This is a genomic window from Marisediminitalea aggregata (assembly GCF_900129565.1).
Classification (GTDB): Bacteria; Pseudomonadota; Gammaproteobacteria; order Enterobacterales; family Alteromonadaceae; genus Alteromonas; species Alteromonas aggregata.
Genome location: NZ_FQWD01000003.1, coordinates 330,094 through 352,706, shown reverse-complemented (window position 1 = coordinate 352,706; position 22,613 = coordinate 330,094). Strand labels below are relative to the sequence as shown.

23 protein-coding genes are annotated in these 22,613 nt (G+C 48.8%); 9 read left to right on the top strand and 14 right to left on the bottom strand.

Going from position 1 to position 22,613, the window contains the following annotated elements:
* Window position 1: 1 nt before the first annotated feature.
* From BUB81_RS09560 to dld, 4 genes are all read right to left on the bottom strand, one after another.
* On the bottom strand, window positions 2–550 hold the full coding sequence (locus BUB81_RS09560) for a response regulator transcription factor (protein WP_073321980.1): 549 nt from the start codon (window positions 548–550) through the stop codon (window positions 2–4).
* Window positions 547–1,605 carry an ATP-binding protein gene (locus BUB81_RS09555; RefSeq protein ID WP_073321977.1) on the bottom strand — a complete coding sequence of 353 codons (1,059 nt, stop codon included), beginning with the start codon at window positions 1,603–1,605 and terminating at the stop codon, window positions 547–549. The genes BUB81_RS09560 and BUB81_RS09555 overlap by 4 nt, the downstream gene beginning before the upstream one ends.
* A gap of 99 nt (window positions 1,606–1,704) precedes the next feature.
* Window positions 1,705–3,981, bottom strand: a complete 2,277-nt coding sequence (locus BUB81_RS09550; protein WP_084526409.1) for a TonB-dependent receptor plug domain-containing protein — start codon at window positions 3,979–3,981, stop codon at window positions 1,705–1,707.
* A 175-nt stretch (window positions 3,982–4,156) separates the two neighbouring features.
* The gene (gene dld, locus BUB81_RS09545; RefSeq protein ID WP_073321974.1) at window positions 4,157–5,857 is read right to left on the bottom strand and encodes a D-lactate dehydrogenase; all 1,701 of its coding nucleotides are present in this window, start codon (window positions 5,855–5,857) and stop codon (window positions 4,157–4,159) included.
* A 285-nt stretch (window positions 5,858–6,142) separates the two neighbouring features.
* On the opposite strand from dld, the gene BUB81_RS09540 reads away from it, so the two are divergent.
* The 8 genes from BUB81_RS09540 (at window position 6,143) to BUB81_RS09510 (ending at window position 13,373) form a co-directional block, all read left to right on the top strand.
* Window positions 6,143–6,727 (top strand): hypothetical protein, encoded by a 585-nt coding sequence (locus BUB81_RS09540; RefSeq protein ID WP_073322794.1) that lies wholly within the window; start codon window positions 6,143–6,145, stop codon window positions 6,725–6,727.
* A gap of 207 nt (window positions 6,728–6,934) precedes the next feature.
* Window positions 6,935–7,504, top strand: a complete 570-nt coding sequence (locus tag BUB81_RS09535; protein ID WP_073321972.1) for a BON domain-containing protein — start codon at window positions 6,935–6,937, stop codon at window positions 7,502–7,504.
* A gap of 76 nt (window positions 7,505–7,580) precedes the next feature.
* Complete coding sequence (locus BUB81_RS22135; RefSeq protein ID WP_175555793.1) at window positions 7,581–7,736, top strand: hypothetical protein; 156 nt, start codon at window positions 7,581–7,583, stop codon at window positions 7,734–7,736.
* A 123-nt stretch (window positions 7,737–7,859) separates the two neighbouring features.
* Window positions 7,860–8,228, top strand: a complete 369-nt coding sequence (locus tag BUB81_RS09530; protein WP_139241549.1) for a hypothetical protein — start codon at window positions 7,860–7,862, stop codon at window positions 8,226–8,228.
* Entirely contained in the window at window positions 8,218–9,150 is a 933-nt protein-coding gene (locus BUB81_RS09525) for an MlaA family lipoprotein (RefSeq protein ID WP_073321968.1), read from the top strand. The genes BUB81_RS09530 and BUB81_RS09525 overlap by 11 nt, the downstream gene beginning before the upstream one ends.
* Complete coding sequence (locus BUB81_RS09520) at window positions 9,140–11,575, top strand: efflux RND transporter permease subunit (RefSeq protein WP_084526405.1); 2,436 nt, start codon at window positions 9,140–9,142, stop codon at window positions 11,573–11,575. Before BUB81_RS09525 ends, BUB81_RS09520 begins: the two co-directional genes overlap by 11 nt.
* Window positions 11,565–12,008 carry a hypothetical protein gene (locus BUB81_RS09515; protein ID WP_073321966.1) on the top strand — a complete coding sequence of 148 codons (444 nt, stop codon included), beginning with the start codon at window positions 11,565–11,567 and terminating at the stop codon, window positions 12,006–12,008. Before BUB81_RS09520 ends, BUB81_RS09515 begins: the two co-directional genes overlap by 11 nt.
* A gap of 147 nt (window positions 12,009–12,155) precedes the next feature.
* On the top strand, window positions 12,156–13,373 hold the full coding sequence (locus tag BUB81_RS09510; protein WP_073321964.1) for an endonuclease/exonuclease/phosphatase family protein: 1,218 nt from the start codon (window positions 12,156–12,158) through the stop codon (window positions 13,371–13,373).
* Between the two features lie 49 nt (window positions 13,374–13,422).
* On the opposite strand, the gene BUB81_RS09505 is transcribed toward BUB81_RS09510, so the two are convergent.
* Window positions 13,423–13,623, bottom strand: a complete 201-nt coding sequence (locus BUB81_RS09505; RefSeq protein ID WP_073321962.1) for a hypothetical protein — start codon at window positions 13,621–13,623, stop codon at window positions 13,423–13,425.
* 28 nt (window positions 13,624–13,651) lie between these two features.
* Window positions 13,652–13,828, bottom strand: coding sequence for a DUF1328 domain-containing protein (locus BUB81_RS09500; protein ID WP_073321960.1), 177 nt, complete (start codon window positions 13,826–13,828; stop codon window positions 13,652–13,654).
* Between the two features lie 233 nt (window positions 13,829–14,061).
* Here BUB81_RS09500 and yfbR point away from each other — a divergent pair, with 233 nt between their 5' ends.
* Entirely contained in the window at window positions 14,062–14,706 is a 645-nt protein-coding gene (gene yfbR, locus BUB81_RS09495; RefSeq protein WP_073321958.1) for a 5'-deoxynucleotidase, read from the top strand.
* A gap of 97 nt (window positions 14,707–14,803) precedes the next feature.
* Here the strand turns inward: yfbR and BUB81_RS09490 are convergent, their stop codons facing one another.
* The 8 genes from BUB81_RS09490 to BUB81_RS09455 form a co-directional block, all read right to left on the bottom strand.
* Window positions 14,804–15,370, bottom strand: a complete 567-nt coding sequence (locus tag BUB81_RS09490; RefSeq protein WP_073321956.1) for a CC0125/CC1285 family lipoprotein — start codon at window positions 15,368–15,370, stop codon at window positions 14,804–14,806.
* Between the two features lie 155 nt (window positions 15,371–15,525).
* On the bottom strand, window positions 15,526–17,484 hold the full coding sequence (locus tag BUB81_RS09485; RefSeq protein WP_073321954.1) for a response regulator: 1,959 nt from the start codon (window positions 17,482–17,484) through the stop codon (window positions 15,526–15,528).
* A 10-nt stretch (window positions 17,485–17,494) separates the two neighbouring features.
* Complete coding sequence (locus tag BUB81_RS09480) at window positions 17,495–17,947, bottom strand: response regulator (protein WP_073321952.1); 453 nt, start codon at window positions 17,945–17,947, stop codon at window positions 17,495–17,497.
* Window positions 17,937–19,448: a sensor histidine kinase gene (locus tag BUB81_RS09475; RefSeq protein ID WP_073321950.1), complete on the bottom strand. Its 1,512-nt coding sequence runs from the start codon at window positions 19,446–19,448 to the stop codon at window positions 17,937–17,939. The genes BUB81_RS09480 and BUB81_RS09475 overlap by 11 nt, the downstream gene beginning before the upstream one ends.
* The gene (locus tag BUB81_RS09470; RefSeq protein WP_073321947.1) at window positions 19,445–19,678 is read right to left on the bottom strand and encodes a hypothetical protein; all 234 of its coding nucleotides are present in this window, start codon (window positions 19,676–19,678) and stop codon (window positions 19,445–19,447) included. The genes BUB81_RS09475 and BUB81_RS09470 overlap by 4 nt, the downstream gene beginning before the upstream one ends.
* Before the next feature lie 23 nt (window positions 19,679–19,701).
* On the bottom strand, window positions 19,702–21,039 hold the full coding sequence (locus tag BUB81_RS09465) for a sigma-54-dependent transcriptional regulator (protein ID WP_073321944.1): 1,338 nt from the start codon (window positions 21,037–21,039) through the stop codon (window positions 19,702–19,704).
* 140 nt (window positions 21,040–21,179) lie between these two features.
* Window positions 21,180–22,091, bottom strand: a complete 912-nt coding sequence (locus BUB81_RS09460) for a LysR family transcriptional regulator (RefSeq protein WP_281250812.1) — start codon at window positions 22,089–22,091, stop codon at window positions 21,180–21,182.
* A gap of 21 nt (window positions 22,092–22,112) precedes the next feature.
* Window positions 22,113–22,460: a rhodanese-like domain-containing protein gene (locus tag BUB81_RS09455; RefSeq protein ID WP_073321938.1), complete on the bottom strand. Its 348-nt coding sequence runs from the start codon at window positions 22,458–22,460 to the stop codon at window positions 22,113–22,115.
* Window positions 22,461–22,613: the final 153 nt, after the last annotated feature.

Here is a 22,613-nt window from a genome sequence, read left to right as displayed (position 1 = left end):
TCTATTGTTTGAGGGGCGAATGTTTTTGCAGCTTACGCTGCAGGCTACGCCGATGCATGCCCAGTGCTTCGGCGGTGCGGGAAATATTGCCCTGATTATCGGTAAGCACGCGCTGAATGTGCTCCCATTCAATTTGTGCAGTAGTGAGCGGCGCCGGTGCAGGAGACTGAGTTACCGTATTGCTTTCGTTGCTTAACGCGAGCTTCGCCAACAACGCTTTGAATGTGATTGGCTTGGCGACGTAATCGGTTGCACCGCGTTTCATGGCTGTCACCGTTGTGGCTATGCTGGCGTAACCCGTCATGACGATTAAGTGCACTGGCGAGAATCGCGCCTGCAATGGCTCTACAAAGTCCAGTCCGGTCTCTTCCTGCATCATCATGTCCAGCAGAATGCCCGATACAGGCACATTAGCGCTAAATTGCAGGGCTTCTGATGCGCGTGTAAAACACTGCACCTGCAAGTTTGTATGTTGCTCGAACCTGCGTTTCAACACACGCGTGTATTGTTCATCGTCATCAATGAGCAAAATCAAAGAGGGCGCTGTCATATTGTTACCGGCAGTTGAATGGTGGTAATAATTTGGCTCGATTCACATTGCCAATGTACGTTGCCTTTAAACTTTTCCACGGTTGCATTTGAGAGCACCGCTCCCAGGCCCAACCCAGTCTCACTCTCAAGAATTCTTGCTCCCAGTTTGCTGTGTAGCGGCGTTGTTCCGTCGTGTGGATTATTAATTCGCAGTAACCAATTCGAACCTGCGCATTCAGAATGCACCGTTACCTTATTATCTTCGTGTTTTCCCGCTGCATCACAGGCATTTATTACAATGCTGGCCAGTGCGGGTACTAGGGTAGGATCTGCGTTTACTGTGGCGCTTTCGGGTACATTCTCCATCAATGGCCAGTCAACGGAAATTTCCGGACGGCTCAGGCGAACAACATGCTGCATGGTTTCAAGTAGGGTGCGAATACTTACGGCGCTGACTCTGGATTCCCGGACATCGTCTGCAACGTCCCGCCAATTTGTGAGCATGGTTTGTAGCAGCGTAAATTGCTCAATGAGCTCTGGCAGTGTCGATGCATCCTTCTGTTCCTGCCACTCTTCCAGCAGCAAATGAATCGTTTGCACCGGGGTCGCTGCGTCGTGGGTCAGTTGAGCTGCAGCAGTACCTATAGCGAGCAATTGTTCGTCGCGTAGCTGTCGCTCACGCAACTGCTGAATGTCGGCTTGTTTGATTTTTAACTGGTGTTTATAAAAGTGAATCACGGCAAAGATTAGGCAACTGGTAGCCATAAAACTCACAATCATACCCTGCGCGTGATTTTGCATCATAGCGCCATGATGATCGCTGATGGGCGCAAGTAGTTGCATGCCCTGTGCAGCCAAACTCACGAGTAATACCACCAGGCCTAACCGCGTTGATAACCAGATAAGTCCGAGAATGAGCGGCACTAACAGCACACTTGAAAAAGGGTTGCTGGCAGCGCCATTCAGCGCAATTGAGGTGTTTACCACAATGATTTCAAATAGCACGAGTGGCAGTACAACCGCGACCGGTGCGCGGTGCTTGCCAAACAGAGCCAGATACAGCAGCAAAAGCATAGCGTTTTTTATTGCCTTAACAGGGCTAGCGGAACAGGTAGCTTACCATGCCACGTTCGGGATGAAACTAATCCTAAACTGCGTCAGGCAAAATCGTGATCAAAAATAAACCGTGCTGCTAATGTAGGCGTTCCTACCCATACCGGGCACAGCAATGCCAAATGGGATACCATTGAGTGCCATGGTCATACCCTGGCCGGTATAGGTGCCAGCTGTCGGGTCGTAATAAAATTTATCCAATAGGTTTTTCACCCCAATGTCGACACGAAACTGCTCGGTTACATAACCTGTTTGCATACCAAGCAAGCCGTAGCCGGCGGTTTTTACTTCATTGCGAACAACCGAGATATCAGTTTTTGCGGCGGCAAATTCCCAGTTGAGTTCGGTGTGCCAGGGGCCTGAAACATGGCTAACCACAACGTCTCCGTGGAAAGGTAGCGTTTGATACAAACCACTGCCTGTTTCGGTATTTTTTGCGTGAGTGATACTTACTGAGCTCGCGAAACTAAAGCGGCCAAACTGGGGGTTGTTGTAGTGGTAATGGGCACTGAGATCAACACCATAGAGCCGGGCGGTCTGATTTTCGTATGTTAGCACATTAAACTGTCCCGGTTGCCACATGGCGTTTGCGGCAGTGGCGTCAATATAGTCCTCAATATAGGTAAAATACGGTGAAGCAGTAAGCGTGACGTCACTGTTTTTAGGTTGCCACGTCAGGCTGGTAGCAATAGAGTAGGCGGTTTCCGCCTGAAGACCCGCATTGCCCACATAACCATTGCCGTCTCCTACGGTGTTATTCATCGACGCCGCCATCATCCAGCTCGACCAGGTGTACTTTTCATAAAGGTTGGGCGAGCGCACTTTGCGAGATACACCGGCTTCTGCCGTTAATTCATTGCTGATAACCACGCTAAGCGCGGCGGTCACATCCACATTGAACTGGTTATCGTCGCGGCTGCCTGCGTTAAATTGCTGAGCCTGCATATATTGCATGCCAGGTGCATTTTCGCCGGTCGCATAGCCCTGAACTGCGCCGGTACTCAAAGCGATATGTTCTGCGCGAATACCGTAATTGGCATAAATTGCAGATGTCAGACGATGCTCTCGTTCGGCATAGAGAAACAGTCGGTTTCTGCGGCCATTGTCGATATTTTCAAAGGTACCCGGTCCCATGCCACCGCCCGACGCGGTCCAGTAATCATCGAGAGTATAGAATTGCGCCCCTGCGCCAAACCGAAGGGTGTCTGTGTCACTGCGAGTCCATTCTGCATCGGTAGTTGCTGCGCGAAGTACTGATTCACTGAACATCGGCATACCGGCTGCACAGGTGCCTTCAGCATCGCCCATAAAGCGGATTGGGCTACAAGGCATTCCCATGGTGGCGAGGGTGCCGTAGTAGAACTGCTTGTCGTCGCCGAAATTCATGTAATGGTCCACATTTTCCTGGTACATGCGGGTTTTAATGTGTCCCCAGTCTGTTTGCCTGCTCCAGGCGGCATTGACACTGAACTGATCGTTATCGAGTAAATCCATGCGCTGATTCGGGTACAACTGATACGGCATGTGTTGTTGGTTAAGTTGTAGATCAACCTCGTCGGCCTGATGCTGGTATCGCAAGGCAAGACTGTGATTTTGTGTTTTATAGGCACTGGAGCCTACTTCATCGAGACGCAGTGAGTGATTTGGCCTGCCTGTCGTGGTGGTGTTTTTAAATGCCGCACTGGCGCGATAATTATCAGCCTGACTGATATTGCCACTGTAGAGTAAACCCCAGGTGTCGCTTGCAACCGACATATTGGCGTGGAGTCCCTGTGCTTGGTTATTGCTGCGCCAGTAGCCGCCGATATTACCGCTAATGGCAGTTTCTTCACCCGCAGCAACAAGTTCAGGTCGCTTGCGAAGCGTGCTGATCGTACCGCCAATACTATCACCTCCCTGACTTACGGGCGTGACTGTCGCAAACACCGTTACATCAGCCAGTGCTGATGGTGCCAGATAGGACAAAGGTGGGTTCATATGATTGGGGCAGGAGGCAATTAAATCCATGCCGTCGGTTTGAATACGCAGGCGGTCATCGGCAAGGCCTCGAATGGCAGGCAGGCCCGATAAGCCGCCGGCGGCATTGATGTGAATGCCGGGTAATGTACGAAGCAAATCTGCACTGTCACTGGTAGCAGCAAGGGCTGAACTAAGCGCCTCCTCACTCAAGCCGTGGGCGTGCTGATGTATGGCACTGTGATGTCCGTCGACACGAATGTGTTCAATGTCATTTTGTGTAACCGTGTTGCCCTGAGCATTCACTCCGGCAAAAGCGAACTGCACAGACAGGGTTAAGGAACTGGCAATAAACAGTGGTGGGATAGCCCGATTGCGCACGGTGTTCTCCTGATCAGTTTAATAGTAGTCAGATAACCTTTTAAGTGTTTATTCACCTGAATACAGAACAAATTCAGGATGTTACCTGCAGTGTTTAACAAACAGATCTATTCTAAAGAACACGGCGCCACGGTGCGTGCGGCAAATTGTCGCAGTTGGTGTAAAAGCGAAGGTGTTAACAACAACCACATTGGCGGCGATGTTTATCGAGTTTACCTACGCCCGGGTTGAAGGTATTAGTGGGGTCTAACTCACGATAAAACGCGGCTAATCCGTCTTCAGCTTTATACAGGTGCCCCACATTGTGCTCAGCCGGGTATTTGGCTTCGCGGCTATCTAACAGCGCCAGCATTGCTGCTTTTACCGCTTTTGCGTCAGCGCCTTTTTTCAACACGTAATCCTGATGGAAAACATGACAAAAGAAATGGCCATAGTAGAGCGATTTATCGATATGCTGGCTAATGTGCTCAGGCAGAGACTCTACCCAATGGGCGTCGTTTCGTCTGAGTGCGATATCCAGTGCCAGAATGTCGCCAACCCGATCCTTGTTCAACAACTGATAGCGAATAGCCGCGCCGGCGGCAGCAAAGCGGTTGAGGTAGGCACTGGCAGCTTCATCGGCCGTGCAAGAAAAGTAGTCACCTTGCTGGTGGTTTCGGCCAAAAAAGTCAGCCAGAAAAGCGTCCGCCTCGGCAATGCCGTCGTCACTCATTTTTAAAATAAGGTGGTGTTCGTAGAGGTCGCGGTAGGCGACAAGCCGGTCAGGCAAATGCGCAGGAAAACAATTGGCAATGCATTGCATAACACGGTCAGACAGGAAATCGGGCAACCAACTTTGTTTGTTGAGCAGGGCATCGATGCGCCCTTTGAGCGCAAATAATTTGGGAAGACGTTGGGTACCCAGGTGTTTCACACTTAAAAAGGTGTCTTTTCCGTAATCCCGGGCAATATCAAAAATATCCCGGTGCATATACTCACCTACCTCTGGTAAGTGAGTAAAGTTAGCCAGTATGTGACGTCGCAAGGCCGTGAGCACGTCGGGGTTGTTGGTACCGATATAGTAAGTTTTTTCCTGCTTTGCAACGGCAAAGGTATCCAGTCGAACGGCGAATACCGCCAATTTCCCTGCGCAGCCACTTGCTTCGTATAGACGTGTGGTATCGGCATTAAATCGACTCGGGGTATTAGCATCAACATCGCGTAAGCGACTTTCGTAGTCGGTTGCACTGGCTTTGCGGGCAGTGGGCGTGATGTGGTTTTCAAAATTGCCTTGCTCGAGGTTCTGCAAAATCTCATGCGGCGAGTCGCCAAGAGGAATATCAAGGTGATTCACTAACTCGAGTTTACCTTGCTCGGTAACGCGCGCATACAAGGCCAATTCGGTATAGGCCGGCCCGCGCTTCACTAATGCTCCCCCTGAGTTATTGGCAATGCCCCCGATAACAGAGGCGCCCAGACAAGACGAACCTATGACCGAGTGTGGCGCGCGTCCAAGCGGCTTCAGGCTGGTTTCCAGTTGATGCAGCGTAGTACCAGGAAAACTCAGGACTTGTTCGCCATTACCCAAGATCACCAGGTTATTCATAGCTAAGGTGTTGATCACTACGATGTCGCGATCATAATCGTTACCGTTTGGGGTAGAACCTTCTGTTAAGCCGGTTTTGGCGGCTTGCATAATGATGATGCATTGGTTATCAACGCACACCTGCAAGGTACCCCAAAGCTGCATCAGGCTCTGCGGGAACACCACTGCCAGCGCGTCGCCCTGACCCGAGCGCCAGCCTGAACGGTAGTGTTCAGTATGGTCCGTGTCGGTAAGAATATGCTCTTCACGCAATACATGGGAGAGGGCTGTGAGAACAGGATGGGCGGTCATAACGATAAATCCTTTGGCGGTACAGGCTGAAAATCGGTAAATGGGCTATTTGGCTCAGACATTTACCGTTATATAGTGCCATATTTATTCGCAATAATAACCAAAATGGGCTATATCATCGTATATAGGTTATCGATTGTTTTTAAGCGTTGATCGCATTTGTCACTGTTGGACTTATGCAGCTGTTTTTTCGGCGAAAAGTGCACATTAAACCTTTTTGATAATACTGCAATTCGGTATTATGTGCTTAGATCACTACTATGGTAGATTTTTATTTTGAACGACGTGAAAACAAATTCGTTGGTATGCTTATTCCAACTTGAACCTCAGGAAATCAAACACGCCCAGGTATTGTCTGGTGTGTCACCCTACGTATTGCGCAGGGTATTTGGTTTTTGGATGTTATTTGTTTTTGCTATAGCTGGCGTGGTGTCGGTAGCCCCCGGCTTGTCTTTGTTCTTTGTGAGCATGACGTTCATTGTCTTATTGCTATTTACCTTTCTTATCTTCTACCAAAGCCGTATTTCTGAAGGCTGGCCTGCGATCCTGTATTACCATGGTCGGTTGGGCGTGGTGAAAGATCCTATTTCCCGACAGTTTTTATTCGTGTCTCCGTCTATTGTGAAAACGGCATCTCCTACGGTGTTGAAACCCAACAAAAAAGCGGTAGCGATTGAACTGGATACGCGGGAACTGTCTGAAAACGACAAGTTCTTGTTACAGCAGGCTATCTGGCCCAGCGAAGACAAATTGATCGCACTGAGTTATTTCAAGAAACGCGAGAACATTTGTAGTGCGATTGCCGATGTATTAAAACGCAAACGCAATGCCAAAGCGGGCGAACATACACAACCCAGTGCGGCGCAATAATACTCAAAATACCGTATCCGTATCAGGTTCGGTTCAAACAACCTGGTTGTTTCTTCATCGGTAACTTCTACACAGTGTAGAGAAATAGCTACAGTTTTCTTCAACTTTAGTAGCATTATTTTTCTTGAATTCAAATAAAAACAATGGGTTACAATTTTGGCCCGAATCTCGCTGTAGAGTCTGTGAACTCAAAACAGGAGATATTCCATGAAACGTTCACTTTTATCATGTATCGCAGTAGGTGTATTAACCACAACCGCTGCAACCTCTGTATATGCATCAACTGAATGGGAAGACAAGGCGAAGGATGCCTGGATTGATGGCAAAGCCGAAGCGTCTCTGTTGTTTAATACGCATTTGAACTCGTTTGATATCAATACTGATGTCAAAGACGGCGTGGTGATCCTTACCGGTAAAGTCGATAGCCGAATCGATAAAAAGCTTGCCGAAGAACTGGTAGCAGGTATCGATGGTGTGTCTGAAGTCGACAACCAGCTGTCAGTGATCAGCATGGACGACGATGAAGACGTTACCGCAGAAAAGCCGGTGTCACAAGAGTTGAAAGACGCCAAAATCGCCACCGTGGTGAAATCGAAATTGTTGATGGACAGCGATATTTCTGGCCTGGACATCGACGTTGATGTGACCAAGGGACACGTTAAGCTGAAAGGTTCGGTTGAAAGTGAAAGCGCACGTGCGCTGGCAATCGAAATTGCGAAAAATACGTCAGATGTTGAGTCGGTTGATGACGAACTGACCATCGAAGAAAGTGAATAACGCTTTAGAGAAGCTGCGTTGTCGTAGCTTCTCTTTTTTATTTCTGACAACAAACACAGAACAGGAATTTTGCAAGATGGACAATGCTAATGATGACCGAGACTTTCAGCCAGACGAACGTGCTTTTTTTAATTGGTTTGCACGTTACGATGAGGCGGCCAGCCCATCGGAATACCAAATTCGTCTGAATGAGATGAACTCGCCGGGTCAAAACGAAGAGGCATCGTCTTAGTGTGCAAACTGGCCGAACAGGCCAACAGGAATCCATCCACTTAGTATGAGCAGGGATGGGAGGAGCCGGGGCGCAGTTAGAACCGGTGTGAAAGCAAGCAAAACCAACGATGTGGTGACGACAATGCATAATTTAACGAAATGGGCATTTGGTTCTCTACTGGTTTGCAGCGGTGTATGGGCAACCAGTCAATCAACGCCTCTCACACAATGGGCACAGGAACAAGATGGCGCACAAACGACGGAACTCGTCGCCGTCGCCCCGCAATACAGTAACGCTATTGAAACACTCGAACATGCCATAGAACGTACCCGTTTTAATTCACAGAACAGGGTTCATTCGCTGCGATTAAAACGCATTATTTATTACCTGAGTGAAGCGCGGGAATTCGAACAGCGAAACTGGCATTTTAACCGCGATGATTCGCTGGAGCGTGCTAACGCCATTCTGCGTCACCATCGAATGAAGACCGGACAAGGACATGCATTATAAATCACTGATAATACCGTTAGTCAGTCTGGCTACGCTGGTCGCGTCCGGATGTGCGCAGATACCTGATGAGTCAGCTTCTGCGCAGCCGGTGTCGATTAAACAGCCAGACACACCGCTATCAGCAACCGATGCGCTGTCTAACGGTCAATCAGTGACATTGACGACCTCGCAAGGGGAAATCCGTGTAGAGCCTGCCGTTGTCTCGATGGAGCAGACAGTCCTGAACGGCGATCCAGAAACGCTTCCCGCTTATTACGACCCCTGGGAAGGCTTCAATCGCGCCATGTTCTCGTTTAATAATGGTGCCTACAAGTACGTGCTGACGCCTGTATCCAACGGATACCGTGCCGTTGTGCCTGAGCCTGCACGGCAGTCTGTGGGCAATTTTTTTGATAATCTGCGTGAGCCGTTGAATTTGCTGAATCACCTGTTTGCCGGTGAAGTGAAAGAAGCGGGCAGTAATCTTGGCCGGTTTGTGATCAACTCCACCATTGGGCTGTTGGGATTATTTGACCCCGCCACCAGTGTGTTTGAAGTAGAAAGGCAGCCTCAAAGTATCGGTGACACGCTAGCCGTCTGGGGTATCGAGCCGGGACCGTATCTGGTGCTGCCGTTATTAGGGCAAAGTGATGCACGAAGTGGTGTGTCTGTGCTTGCAGAAGGCTTTGTTCACCCGGTTAACCACGTAACGCACGCCCCGCATAATTATCAGCTACGCGTCGTTGATGGCGTCGATGATTTCAGCAGCCAGTCAGACACTTACCACACGCTATACAGTGAATCAGAAGACCCTTACGTGTTCTTCCGCAATCAGTATTTACAAGCACAAAAACGCGATATGTGGTTTGGCAAGCAAGCCGACAGCAGACAGCAAGTAACACCTGCAGCCACTGAGAATGAGAAAAACACCGATGAAAACTAATGCTGTGTCTCGTATCGCGGAAACCATCATTCGTTTTCGCATCGCCATTCTTGTGACAATGATGCTGATGCTAGCGGCAGCTATTACCGGCGTACCACGCTTCAAAATAGCAGCATCGGCAGACACCCTGTTGGCCAAAGACAATGCCTTGTATATTCAGTCGCAGCTGGCACAGCAGACATTTAATCCCGACGAATTTATTCTGGTGGCCTACGAGCCAACCGGGCATGACGTTTTTAGTGAGCAGACATTTTCTGATCTACAACGCCTGAGCGACGATTTTAAATCCATTGCGCGTGTCGAGTCGGTAACGTCAATTATTAATGTGCCATTAATTAAAGATGCTGCAGCTCTGTCGGGAGAAACACAGGTTAGTCAGCTCACCTGGCAGGCTCAGCAATACGATGCGGAGACCATGCGCTCGCTGATTGCGGACCATCCGATTTTTACCGATTTACTGATCAATAAAGCCAATACCGCCACAGCAATTCAAATCGTATTTGAAACCAACGAGGAACTGGCCCGCCTTGAGCGTGACATTATTGACATAAAAGCGCAATACATCGGTCAGGACATACCAGAAGAGGCACAGGCTCAGCTCGATGCGTTGGAACAGCAAGCCGATCCCATTCGACAGTCGCTCACCAATACCCGAAAAGAAGAAATTGCCGCGATAAATCAAATAACGCAGGCGGTTTCTGAGCGCGCCAATATTTACTTAGGCGGCCCTTATGTTGTAGGTCAGCACCTTATCGATATTATCACCCGTGACCTGGTTGTCTTTGGCGCTGCAATCGTGTTGGTCATCGCACTGTTACTTCTGCTGCTGTACCGTCGCCTGCGGTGGGTGTTATTTCCGATTACTGCCTGCGCTGTGAGCGTGGGAATTACCGTGGGGCTGCTCGGCTGGCTGGACTTACGAGCTACCGTGATTTCCGCTAATTTTGTTGCACTACAGATTATTCTGACGCTGGCGGTGATGATCCATATGATCAGCAGTTATCGGCATATAGCTCGTGAGCAGCCAGAAAGTCATCAACACGAGCGGGTTCGCCGGGTTTTACAAGCTAAGCTGACTCCGTGCTTTTTTGCGGCATTAACCACATCGGTTGGCTTTGCGGCGTTATTGTTCAGTGGGTTAGCGCCCGTCATGTCGTTTGGTACCATGATGCTGCTGGCGACCAGTATTTCATTGCTGGTCAGCGTAATCGGGTTTCCGGCCGGATTGGCGTGTTTAACAGCCAAAACAGAAGGCAAGGAATGGGGGCTGTTCTCCGTTGTGCTTAATCGAGCAGCGACGCTGTCTTTTCAACGACCCGGCTGGGTGAGTGTGATAGCCGCCAGCGTTTTACTGGTGTTGTCAGCTGGCATAACCCGCCTCAATGTTGAAAACTCGTTTATCAACTACTTTGCCGATGATACCCGGGTGCATCAGGAACTGGCCTATATCGACAAGGAGTTTGGCGGTACGACAGCGCTGGATATCATTATTAACATTCAACACCCACCGAGTGATCCTGCATTGTTGTTGAGTGCGAATAGCGTAAACCAACTGCAAATAGTACAAACAGCGGTGAACGCGTTTGAAGCGACGGGCAGTGTGACGTCGGTAGCGAATTTTACGGCCCTTGCTAAGCAGCTAAACAACGGCAAGCCGTTAACTGAATACGAGTTATCCAGTATTTATTATTTGCTCGATCAAAAAGTGGTTAATCAACTGGTTGGTGCGTATTTTTCACCCGAGAAACAGCAGTTGCGCATGGCCACGCGTATCCAGGATACAACGGAAGGGCTTGATCGCGAGCAGTTTATGTCCCAGTTACGGCAGGATATGCAGGCTGTGTCGCTGGACGGTGACGACTACCAGTTCACCGGATTGTTCGTGCTTTATCAGGATATTTTAGCGAGGTTGTTTGACTCTCAAATCACAACGCTTGGCATAGTTTATGTGGCACTCGGTGTGGTGTTTTTGATGATTTTCCGTTCTATTCCACTAGCGTTAATTGCGCTGGTCCCCAACATACTGACGACACTGGCCATACTCGGCATTATTGGCTGGGCTGGAATTCCTCTCGATATCATGACCATAACCATTGCTGCTATTGCGATGGGGATCGCCGTCGATGATACCTTACACTTTGTGCACAGTTATCGCGAGGCCAATCAGGAAGGGGCGGAAAAAGCGACACGGCATGCGTTCAGAGAAAGTGGGCTGGCAATTCTGATCACAACGTCGTTGATCGCCATTGGATTCTCGCTGTTTGCTTGGTCTGATTTTCTGCCCAGTGTGTACTTTGGGTTGTTGACCGCCCTGGCAATGTTGTTGGCGCTGGTGGCCGATATGACCTTATTACCGGCGCTGCTGAATGTGTTTGTAGGTAAACAGGAAAATGAGCAAATGGAGGACGTACAGCATGCAAAATAAATGGGTTAAAGATATATCCGCGACATTTTTTGCCGGCCTGTTTATGTTTATCTCGGCCACGATGATCTGTCTGGCCGTAGTACATTTTTCAGAAGGTTTTCAGCCAGATGTCGACTTTGTTTCGGCAGTGATAAAGTCAATAAACGATTTATTTATTGCCTTGGCGACGTACGAATTAGCCATGGGAATTTACAAAGAATACCGCTTTAGTGAAGAAGACAATTTGTTTGATGCGATTCGGCGTACTGTTACCCGGTTTGTCAGTGTGGTTATTATTGCCCTGGTGCTGGAAGGCCTTATCATGATAATCAAATACAGCCAGCTGGATTTGGCGGGTAATTTGTTTTATCCGGTTGCCGTGGTCGTTGCTGCGAGCTTACTGTTAATGGCGTTAGGCCTCTTTTTACGCTGGAGCAGAGTGGGGAGTGCTTAGAGCGAATAACCCACGTTGGTAGTTCAGATACAGACACACTGGCTTAAAACCACCCGACTGGGTACACTGGCGTCACGCTTTTTCTGACGCCAGTAGCAAATTCGAATTGTTACTGGGGCTACTGTTTATTATTCAGGCCCTTTTTTCATGATTAACAAACTTTTTTCGCCATGTTTTATATTCAGTGTCGGTGTTCTCGGACTGCTCGCTGGCTGCACAGACGCGTCATCTCCTCAATCTGAAAGTAATGATGTACCGGTAATCCGGGTTGCCACGTTTAATGTGAGTATGGAAGCAAACAACTACCGTTCACAGGACGTAACGCCTTCTGAGCAGACCTTGCTCACGCTGCTTAACGACCCACAACAACCTCAGATTCGCAATATTGCCGAGATTATTCAGCGCGTCGCGCCCGATATCATTTTATTAAATGAGTTTGACTATTCCGCTGGGGCAACGCCCTCTGCAGCCCAGCGATTTATTAATCACTTTCTGGCGGTGAGTCAGCAAGGACAGACACCACAACACTACGACTACATTTATGCTGCACCGGTTAATACCGGAGAGCCGAGTCCTTTCGACCTCGATGGTGATGGCAAGGCAACGGGCACAGGTGGCGACGCTTATGGCTATGGCATCTATCCGGGGCAGTATGGCATGGTGTTGTTGTCTAAATTCCCCATCGATACCGACGCGGTCAGAACATTTCAGATGTTTCATTGGCAAGATATGCCCGGAGCCCAACAACCGGTTCACCCTGACACCCAGGATAGCTGGTACAGCGACCAAGCCTGGCAAGGCATGCGCCTGAGTTCTAAGTCGCACTGGGATATTCCGGTTAACGTGAAGGGGAAATGGCTACACGTGTTGGCAATGCATCCAACGCCGCCTACCTTTGACGGCCCGGAAGATCGCAACGGTAAACGCAATCATGATGAAATCAGACTCATGGCCGACTATTTGTCACCTGACAAAGCCTCATACCTTTACGACGATAACGGCAATAAGGGCGGTATAGCTCAAAACTCCCGGTTTGTGCTGGTGGGGGATTTTAATGCCACCGACGTGGGAGATAAACACCGTCCAGGTGTGATTGAGCAGTTACTGGACCATCCTCGTGTCAATGGTGACGTAGTGCCGGAGAGTGAAGGTGGCCGCGCTCATTGCAGCCAGGCATTTTGTGCTCGGTACACGGCAGAGTGGGGCGCTCGGGCGGATTATGTTTTGCCCTCAAAATACGGGTTGTCTGTGAAGCAAAGCGGGGTTTTCTGGCCTGCTGAGGCAAGCCCTTTGTATCGCTTGGTGGAAAATCGTCAGGCCAGTTCCGATCATCGTCTGGTCTGGGTGGATATAGCGGTAGAGTAGGGCATAAAAAAGCCCACATCGTACTGTGGGCTTTCTGAATGATTGTTGATTAACAATCTTTGTCTTTGGCATCGACGCCTTCTTTGACATCTTCACAGGCATCTTCGATAGCGTTACCCGTATCGGTTACCACTTCGTCTATCGTCTCGCCCGCATCTTCTGCTGCGCCATCACCACACGCAATCACACTACTGGCAAATGCCGCGATCACTGTCATTTTCAGTACATCCAATAATTTTAACGTTTTCATAGCCGTCTCCTTGTGTATTAAACGGGGTTTATGCTCTTGGGGCTTTACCGCGTAAGGCGCCCGCAATCAATGAAATAACCAGCAGCACTACGAATAGGAAAAACAGGAACTGCGCAATGCCTGTTGCGGCACCGGCGATGCCACCAAATCCAAATACTGCAGCAACAATAGCAATAATAAAAAATACAATAGCCCAACCTAACATGGTGTTCTCCTTCTCTTATCAGTCAAGGACATAATTACTAATGCCAGTTGTATGCCATTTGTTAAGTTATTGAATTTTATTGTTTTAATTTTTTTTGACTGATTGCGGATATGACTGACAGGCTAGCATTACAGACACTCGTGCATTTTTTACAGAGCGTCAGGATGGTTTTGGGCAGACATTTAAACGAATAGTCGGTAGGATCACGCAATCAGCTTACACAGGAGATTAAAATGGCAAACAGTCATTCGGCGTTTATTGGACTTATGCAACGTGCCCGCAACGTAAAACGTTGGCCGCTTATGGCGCAGTTTCAGTCTGAAATGCTATCGACGCATATTTACGAGGCGTCTGTCATCGCGCACATGCTGGGTGTCATTGCCAAAGAAATATTTCAGGAAGCCATCGAACCTGATCGCGTTGCAGCCATGGCTATTTTCCATGAGGGCAGTGAAATCGCCGGAATGAGTGACATACCGAGTCCGGTGAAGTATCACGACCCCGAAACGACCCAGGCGATTAAAAAGCTGGAGCGCCGTTTTGAGCAAATGCTTATAAAAACCCTGCCTGAGCCACTGCAAGCAACCTATGAGCCGCTGATTCTTCAGGACAAGAATGACGTACACGTGCGGTTAGCTAAAGCAGCCGATGTACTGTGTGCTTATCTGAAGTGCGACTATGAGTTGGCAAAATCCAATCACGAATTCTCAAATGCCATGGAAGAAATGGAAGTACAGCTTAAGAAATACCGGGACTTATACCCGTGTGTGGACTATTTCTGTAAGGTTTTCCTGGAGGATGCTAAAGGTACGTTGGATGAACAAACCAAGGATTTGGATTGGGTAGAGCACGCTAATCAGGCAAATCTGAGGGGGTAATACTTTCTAAGCGGTAAGCGAAAAGAGTGCGCTAATTTTCCCACCCTGCAAGTCGTTCCCGGTACGCGTGGAGGGTGGGTTCGTTGGTAGCAAGTGTTTATCGGGATACCCACACAGCGCCATCTGGCGCAGTGTTACCTATTCCGCCCTGGATAACAAGCGTAAAGAAGCGGGTTGGCAATTGAGTCGACTCAGTTTGCTTGTCCTGACTTGCCGGCTCTGTTTCGATGGCGTCAGTATTGCATTCACCAGCATTGCAGGGTTGTTCAGGCAGTTTTTCAGTCATGGCTTGTTCAACCGCCGAGAAATCTTCTGGTGGTACAGGTGCACTTGCCTGACGCTCAGGCAAACTATCGGCAGTGCCAGACACTACCCGATACCAGTCAAACCCCTGTGATTTTGCCAGCGACTTGGCGCGAGCATGCGCATAGGATTCTATTTGATCAAAGTTGGTGTGCTCGTTGGCAGCATACAATATGCGGAATGTTGACTCATTCATTTGTTGAGTGCTGTAACCAAATGGCTGTGATGGACCTGACGCCTGATAAGGCGTCATAGAGTGACTGGCGCAGCCCGACAACATACAGAGTGTTAGCATTGCGATAAACATAACGCGGTTCATGCAAGTGGACGTAAACATGCGGTGTAACACAGTAATATCCATAACGGCTTCCTTTTCTTATTTGCATAATGGTTTGTCCATGTGAAATGCAAACAGTGTGCCTTGGTTTTTATTAATAATTACAATGTGTTATTAGGTTTCGCTTGTCTCGGGTAGTCCAAATCTTCCCAGCGGCTGCAATTTTTACAGATACGCTGTCATTTATTGCGAATTGGGATATCGAGCTGTGACAGATCGTCACGGCTGACCGGCTTTAATAAGGACTGTAAAACGGGCAGGTCTGCTACCGCTTCAGGGTCTGTTTCTGCACCGCTGATAATGGTAAATGTCAGTCCGTCTGACAATTTTAGTAAGGCTTTTATCAGGTCATAGCCATTGGCGTCGGGTAAGTGCAAATCCACCATTACGTGATCGAACGTGTCTGGTGATGCTTCTATCAGACTGATGGCCTGCTTGGCGCTGTGCGCGGTAGTGGTGTTGTAACCCAATGCCGTCAATAACATGGTCATTAGGTCAGCCACGTCTTCATCATCTTCAACAACGACCAGGGAGGGGGGTGAATCGTTTTTCGGTGCTAGTGCCTGTTGCGTTGGGGTGGTGTGCAAATACTGACTTAGGATTTCACTTAACGCTTCGCGATCAATAGGTTTGGCGATTACATTGTCGAAACCCTGTTCTAATAGTGACTCTCTTAATCCCTTTCTGCTGGCCGCCGTTACCGCAACCACCGGGATAAATATGTCTGCACGACGCAATGCCTTAAGGCAGTCAATACCGTTCATTACCGGCATGTGAATGTCCATGAGTACCAGGTCGAAAGCGCGTTTAGCGGCATGACTCTCTTGAATTTTCTCGAGTGCCTCCATGCCATTTTTCGCATAATGCACATTGGCCTGCGTGGTGCCAACCAAACTACCGGTCAGGCGCCTGATGTCACGAAGGTCATCGACGATCAACACATTGCCGTATAAGTCTTTATTAATGCTTGCCGGTGTAATGCGTTGTGGCGCTTCCAGATCGAGTGCCACCCAATGTGACATGTCGTCGCACTGCAGCGGAATAGTAAAGTGGAACTGGCTTCCCTGACCAAGGGTCGATTCGACACAGATCTCCCCCCCCATACGATTAACTAACTCTCGGGTGATCGCCAGCCCAAGACCAGCGCCACCGTGATTAGCATGGATGAGATCCTCGATTTGTTCGAAAGGTTGGAAGATTTTATCCAGCTTGTCTGCGGGCATACCAATGCCGGTGTCTTCCACACTGAAAAGCAACAGCTTTTCGGACGCGTCTGCTTTAACCCGAATAGTGACCTGGCCGCCCGGGGTAAACTTGATCGCATTGTTTACCAGATTAATTAAAACCTGACGTAGACGGGTGGCATCAATAGTAATTTCTTCCGGAATTTCACTGTCGGCAACCACGGTCAGGACAAGACCTTTTTCACTGGCCTGCATAACCATCAAACTGTACAGATCAGTTAAAAAGCTGGCGAGGTGCAGCGGTGTCGGACTGAGCTCCAGCTTATTCGCCATAATGCGAGACATATCAAGCAGATCGTTCAGCAGGCTTAACAGATGTTTACTGTTATTTAAGATGGTCGATAGTTCTGGCTGGATGCGCTCGTTGTGGTGGTCATCTAACAGCAGTTCTGTGTAACCTAAAATTGAGGCCAGCGGTGTGCGTAACTCATGGCCAAGGTGGGCAAGAAACTTGTCCTTTGCTTTGTTTTGCTGTTCAATGCGATTGCGTTCCATGCGCTCTGTTTCTATTTCCCTTCGCACCAGAGCATAGCGAATAGTTCGCATGAAACGCGGGGTTTCTATTTCTGATTTGGTAAGAAAGTCTTCGGCCCCGGCGCGCATCACCAAATCATCCACCACGCTGTCGGCCTGTCCGGTTAGCACTACCACAGGAATAGACACCGCTAAGGCTTTTAATTTAGCCAATACGTCGATGGCATTTTCTCTACCCAGACGGTAATCCAACAAGCACAAATCAAACGACTGGGCTTTGAGGTATTCAATCGCCTGATCGCCATTTTGTGCCCAGCTAATTGAAAACTTAGGCGACTCACATTGTGCCAGTGAGTCGGCGGTTAGAAAGTAATCATCCTCGTCATCTTCAATAAGCAGTAACTGGACCTGATCCGTCATGGGGCTTAACTCAGTCGTTTTGTGGGAGTTCGACAATTTCTATCCAGTAGCGTCCGAGGGACTTCATGAGTTCGACTAACCCTTCGAAGTTCACTGGTTTGGTTATGTACGAGGCGGCGCCGAGATCGTAGCCTCGTAACATGTCTTCTTCCTCTTTAGAGGTGGTGAGAATGACCACGGGAATGCCGCGAAGTGTCGGGTCGGCTTTGATTTCCTGCAGCGCTTCACGGCCATCCATACGAGGCATGTTCAAATCGAGTAAAATAAGGCTCGGACGAGGGGAGGTTACCGGGTCGCTGAATCGACCTTCCCGACGCAGATAGGCAAGCAGTTCAACGCCGTCTTCGACGCAATGCAGATTGTTTAATACGCGGCCTTCCGTAAGGGCGTCCAGCGTAAGTAAGCGATCGTCCTCGTCGTCGTCTGCCATTAATATGGTAATGGGTAACCGGCTATTCGGCATCCTGAATGACTCCCTGTTGTCTTACATTGTCAAATGGCTGCCCGTTTAATGGCAGGTAAAAGTCGAACCGCGCGCCGTTACCCGGCTCGCTGTGGGCAGAAATAACGCCATTGTGGCGTTCAACAATTCGGCGGCATACTGCCAGGCCAATACCGGTGCCTTTATATTCAGAGCGACCATGTAATCGTTGAAACGGCGCAAAGATTTTTTCGGCGAAGGTTTGGTCAAATCCAATACCATTGTCTTGCAGCGTGAGCTTTACCCAGTCTAATCCCGGCAGTAGGTTTTGTTTTTTTGCCTCAGTGTTGTCTACCCTAACACATCGCAGCGAGATATGTGGGGTAATATCAGGTAGCCGGAATTTTAGCGCGTTAGAAAACAGATTAAGGAACAATTGATTCATCTGTGATGGATCGGCTCTCATCACGGGAAGGGTGTCTACCGTAATTTTTGCGTGGGTTTCCTCGATGGGGATTTCTAAATCGTCTAGCACGGCCGACACTACCTCATTGAGGTCAGTATCAGCAAAATCCTTGCCCCGTGTTGTGACGCGCGAGAAAGCCAACAAATCGCTGATCAACATCGACATGCGTTCGGCCGCATTGAGCATTCTGGCTAGAAAATCCTGTCCACGTTCATCGAGCACATCCTGATACCCTGTACTTAGCCGGTTGCCGAATGCACGTATTTTCCGCAATGGCTCCTGAAGATCATGAGAGGCGACAAAAGCAAAATCTTCCAGTTCGCGGTTACTGCGTGCCAGCTCTTCTGAGTATACTTTAAGTTCAACAGTACGTTCTTCAACGCGCGATTCAAGCACCATGTTATGGTGTTCAAGTTCCCGGCGATGGTTGATGGTCTCCCGGATATTAAGACGAAGCAGGAAGAACATACCAATGATCAATAAGCCGGTTGTTGCGGCGGAAATAATAAGGTTATTTACCGAATCGGTCCGCAGTTTCACCAGCGCAGCGACGTGTTGTGATTGCAGGCGCCTTTCTTCTTCGGCAATGTCATTAAACAGGGTTTCAAACTGGTCATACAGATCCAAACCAATTTGTGAATTGAAAATCGCAAGGGCTTTGCGATGTTTGTCTTCCCGTGCCAGCTCAACAGTTTTAATCAGTTCGTTGAGTTTTTGTTTCGCCAGATAAATAAGCTGCTCGATACGCTCGCTCTGTTCATCGTAATCCGACTTAATGGCGTTCTCTTCGACCTGATCAATGAGCTGGTTTACTTCATTGAGGGTTTTTTCATAGTCTTCCAGATAAGCCGGATCGTCAGATAATAAAAAGCCGCGCTGACCGGACTCCGTGCGCAATACAGCAACGTGTAATGCGTTGATCGAATCAATGACTTTATTGGTCGTGAAAATACGGCCTTCCACGGCTGCCAATTCGTTTAACGTGTGAATGGTGTATACCGAGTTAGCGGCGATGACCACGACTATCAAGGCAATCATTAAAATCCAGGCAGAGGCCGTGCGGATAAACTGCGTCATTCGGATTTGGCCTTACTGTCGGGTCTGAATTTATCTACCAGTGCTGCCAGACTTTCACTGCACGACTTGCATTCTGCTATGACCTTATCGAGTGCCTGGAGCGCTTTTTCCGGCGGGATGTCACCCTGCAATGCCATTTTTATTAACTCCGCCTGCATGGTAATCCGATTTAGTGGCCGACGCGCGTCGTGCACGTCGACCTGCAATTGCTCAAACTGCTGCTCATTCATTGCTATTGCGTTCCTTGCTGAAGTTAATCGTTATCGTTCAGGTCACCGTAGGCGTGTAAACGGTTGTACAAGGTTTTTGTACTGATCCCCAACATTTCGGCTGCGGTCGTTTTATTGCCGTCAACTTTTTCAAGTGTGGCGTAAATCAGTTCTTTCTCGACCTCTTCAATAGTGCGGCCTGCTTTCAAACCACTCGATAAGTTTTGCTTCTTGGCAAACGGAGATTCGATGGTTTTAGGCAGTTCCAGCTCTGCACTTTCCGGATCACTCATTATGGCTGCGCGATGCACAAAGTGTCGAAGTTCCCGCACATTTCCCGGCCAGTCGTAGGCAGTTAATTGCTCAAGCTGGGTTGATTGCCATTGATACTGGGTACCGTTTTCTTCGTTCAGTTGCTGAATAAAGTACTCCGCCAGCATGGGAATGTCCTCTTTGCGCTCTCGCAAAGGAGGGATCGTAATAGGGAATACCGCCAACCGAAAATAAATGTCTTCCCGCAGCACTTTGCTTTCAGCAATTTCTTCCATTGTCCGGTTGGTGGCCGACACAACCCGACAATTGACAGGAATGGCTTTGGTGCCACCAACCCGAATCACTACTTTATTTTCAAGTACACGCAACAGGTTGGGTTGCATGTCGATAGGCATTTCGGTTATTTCGTCTAAGAACAGGGTGCCATTTTCAGCTTGTTCGAACACCCCTTCTTTTTTACCTACAGCACCAGTGAAAGCGCCTTTTTCGTGCCCGAACAGCTCGCTGCCTATCAGTTCTTTCGAAAATGCACCACAGTTGGTTGCCACATAAGGGCCTTCACTTTCTGATGCCTGGTGAATGGCTGCCGCGACAACTTCTTTACCTACGCCGCTTTCGCCTAGCAGCATAACATTTGCTTGTGTTTTACTGACCCGGCCAACCAGTTTGTAAAGCTCTTGCATACACGCAGATTCACCAATTAAATGACCGAAATGCTTGGTGAAACCTGGTTTCTTTCGCGCGCTGGTCGAAGCGGATTTGGTCTTTCTGCTAAGCGCTTGCTCAATATCCTCACGCTGAATGGGCTTAACCAGGTAATCGACTTTCGGGCCGCACAAATCCTTGATAATGCCTTTCACAGAAGGGTGGCCAGTAATCAGCGTGACATGCGTTGAGGCATTTTCGGGCAGGGATTCCAGCAGGTGTAACCCGGAGCCGTCCGGCAACATGAAATCCAGTAAAATGTGGTCGAAGGTTTCTTTATCGAGCCAGTCCTTTGCTTCTTCAAGGTTGGTTGCGGTCAGTACTTCGTGACCTAAAAATTCGATAATGGTGCAGGCTACATCCAGAAATTCGGTATCGTCATCAACAAGCAATACTGTAAGCACGGTAGCATCCCTTCAAGTTAAATTTATAGCGATAAGACAAATACGACGTGATTAGTTTTTGAGATCAAATAATTTGCACATTATTTTGTCTCGTTAACCTGACAATCGCAACGGGCTGTTTATGATTGGAATAAATCGGACTATTCGGCGATGGATTCCACAGAGGGGAGTGACATGGTCTGATAACGCAACTCCCCCAGAAAAGCCCTGGCAGCCGGGCCGAGTCGGTCTCCGTCGGCGAAACACAAAAACAGCAGCGCTTTTCTCAGGCCACCTTGCTCTAAGGGCAATGGTTTCAATACGCCGGTTTCTAATTCATTGCGAATAATCGCCAGTGGTAACCAGGCAAATCCGAGTCCCTGGCGAATGATATCAATGGAGGTTCTTACATGGCTCACTGTCCAGCGCTGGTCTGCACCCAGCCAGCCTGACTCCGCCTTGCGCTCCGTAGAGGAATCCCTGACTACAATCTGACGGTGACCTTTCAGATCTTCCAGCGTCAGGACGCGGTTGAGGGCATGTAAAGGATGAGAGGGGTGAGCAACGGCAATGAAGTCGATTTCACATAAATCTTCGCTGAAGCCACTGTTTAGCGGAAATGGCGAGATACCTAAATCTACCTCACCTTCTTTTAACAGCGTGTTCGCACCATTGAGCACCGTCTCCATTAATTCGATGCGCAGCAGCGGATAATCCTGTGAGACTTTGTTAAGTGCCTTATAAAGCATCTCGGGCGGAAAAATAATGTCGACCGCAATGCGCAGATAGGTTTCAACCCCCGACTTAAGGCTGTTGGCGACAGATTCAACCTTGTGGGCTTCGTCGAGCAAATAGCAGGCCCGGCGATACATCAGCTCCCCAGCTTCGGTTAATGTTACCCGACGCCCTTCGTTGAAGAACAGCGTCAGGCCAAGCGCCGACTCGAGCTTTTGGACCGCATGGTGAATACTGGACTGGCTTTTGTGCACCTGTTCTGCTGCCTGATTAAAGCCGCCAGCTTCCACCACTGCTTTAAACATTCTCCATTGTTCGAGTGTCGCTTTTAAATTCAAATGCTGTTCTCCCGTTTAAGTTCAATCAAACGCTTTTTGGATTGTTGGAACATCGCAGGTAACAACGGAAACGTGTTGATAACCCATTTTAGACAATTGTTCGGCCGACAACATAGCGCGAGCGCCTGATGCACAGTGCAGGTATATGGGGGTACCTGGATCCTTAACCAATTCCAGCATTTTCATTTCGAGTACACCTCTTGGAATATTGATCGCCCCCTTAGCAGGACTGGTAGCATGCTCGGCGGGTTCTCTTACGTCAATAACGAAACCGTCGTGTTGTGCTTTTTCTGCGGCAGCCTGTGCCGCTGATATTCTTCGCGGTTGTGGTTGAATGGATGCAAGGCGTTCTGCAATGGTTAGTAACATGTTCTTCTCCTGATAGTTCTTGAGGGCATGTTTAATTCTGCCACATTTAAAATAACACTCGGAAGCCGGTGTGTATTTGATACAGCGCAGTTTTGAATAGGGAATACCGTTAAACACTGTGTATTTGCTACACTATAGCGTATAGCAATAGGG

Bases quoted from the DNA above. Each gene is read 5' to 3' on its own strand.
- BUB81_RS09530 (WP_139241549.1), top strand. From the start codon at position 7,860: ATGCATAATTTAACGAAATGGGCATTTGGTTCTCTACTGGTTTGCAGC.
- BUB81_RS09475 (WP_073321950.1), bottom strand. From the start codon at position 19,448: ATGACGCAGTTTATCCGCACGGCCTCTGCCTGGATTTTAATGATTGCC.
- BUB81_RS09500 (WP_073321960.1), bottom strand. From the start codon at position 13,828: ATGTTAGGTTGGGCTATTGTATTTTTTATTATTGCTATTGTTGCTGCA.
- BUB81_RS09490 (WP_073321956.1), bottom strand. From the start codon at position 15,370: ATGGATATTACTGTGTTACACCGCATGTTTACGTCCACTTGCATGAAC.
- BUB81_RS09520 (WP_084526405.1), top strand. From the start codon at position 9,140: ATGAAAACTAATGCTGTGTCTCGTATCGCGGAAACCATCATTCGTTTT.
- BUB81_RS09555 (WP_073321977.1), bottom strand. From the start codon at position 1,605: ATGCTTTTGCTGCTGTATCTGGCTCTGTTTGGCAAGCACCGCGCACCG.
- dld (WP_073321974.1), bottom strand. From the start codon at position 5,857: ATGACCGCCCATCCTGTTCTCACAGCCCTCTCCCATGTATTGCGTGAA.
- BUB81_RS09510 (WP_073321964.1), top strand. From the start codon at position 12,156: ATGATTAACAAACTTTTTTCGCCATGTTTTATATTCAGTGTCGGTGTT.
- BUB81_RS09560 (WP_073321980.1), bottom strand. From the start codon at position 550: ATGACAGCGCCCTCTTTGATTTTGCTCATTGATGACGATGAACAATAC.
- BUB81_RS09505 (WP_073321962.1), bottom strand. From the start codon at position 13,623: ATGAAAACGTTAAAATTATTGGATGTACTGAAAATGACAGTGATCGCG.
- BUB81_RS09455 (WP_073321938.1), bottom strand. From the start codon at position 22,460: ATGTTACTAACCATTGCAGAACGCCTTGCATCCATTCAACCACAACCG.
- BUB81_RS09485 (WP_073321954.1), bottom strand. From the start codon at position 17,484: ATGACGGATCAGGTCCAGTTACTGCTTATTGAAGATGACGAGGATGAT.
- BUB81_RS09480 (WP_073321952.1), bottom strand. From the start codon at position 17,947: ATGCCGAATAGCCGGTTACCCATTACCATATTAATGGCAGACGACGAC.
- BUB81_RS09535 (WP_073321972.1), top strand. From the start codon at position 6,935: ATGAAACGTTCACTTTTATCATGTATCGCAGTAGGTGTATTAACCACA.
- BUB81_RS09470 (WP_073321947.1), bottom strand. From the start codon at position 19,678: ATGAATGAGCAGCAGTTTGAGCAATTGCAGGTCGACGTGCACGACGCG.
- yfbR (WP_073321958.1), top strand. From the start codon at position 14,062: ATGGCAAACAGTCATTCGGCGTTTATTGGACTTATGCAACGTGCCCGC.
- BUB81_RS22135 (WP_175555793.1), top strand. From the start codon at position 7,581: ATGGACAATGCTAATGATGACCGAGACTTTCAGCCAGACGAACGTGCT.
- BUB81_RS09515 (WP_073321966.1), top strand. From the start codon at position 11,565: ATGCAAAATAAATGGGTTAAAGATATATCCGCGACATTTTTTGCCGGC.
- BUB81_RS09525 (WP_073321968.1), top strand. From the start codon at position 8,218: ATGCATTATAAATCACTGATAATACCGTTAGTCAGTCTGGCTACGCTG.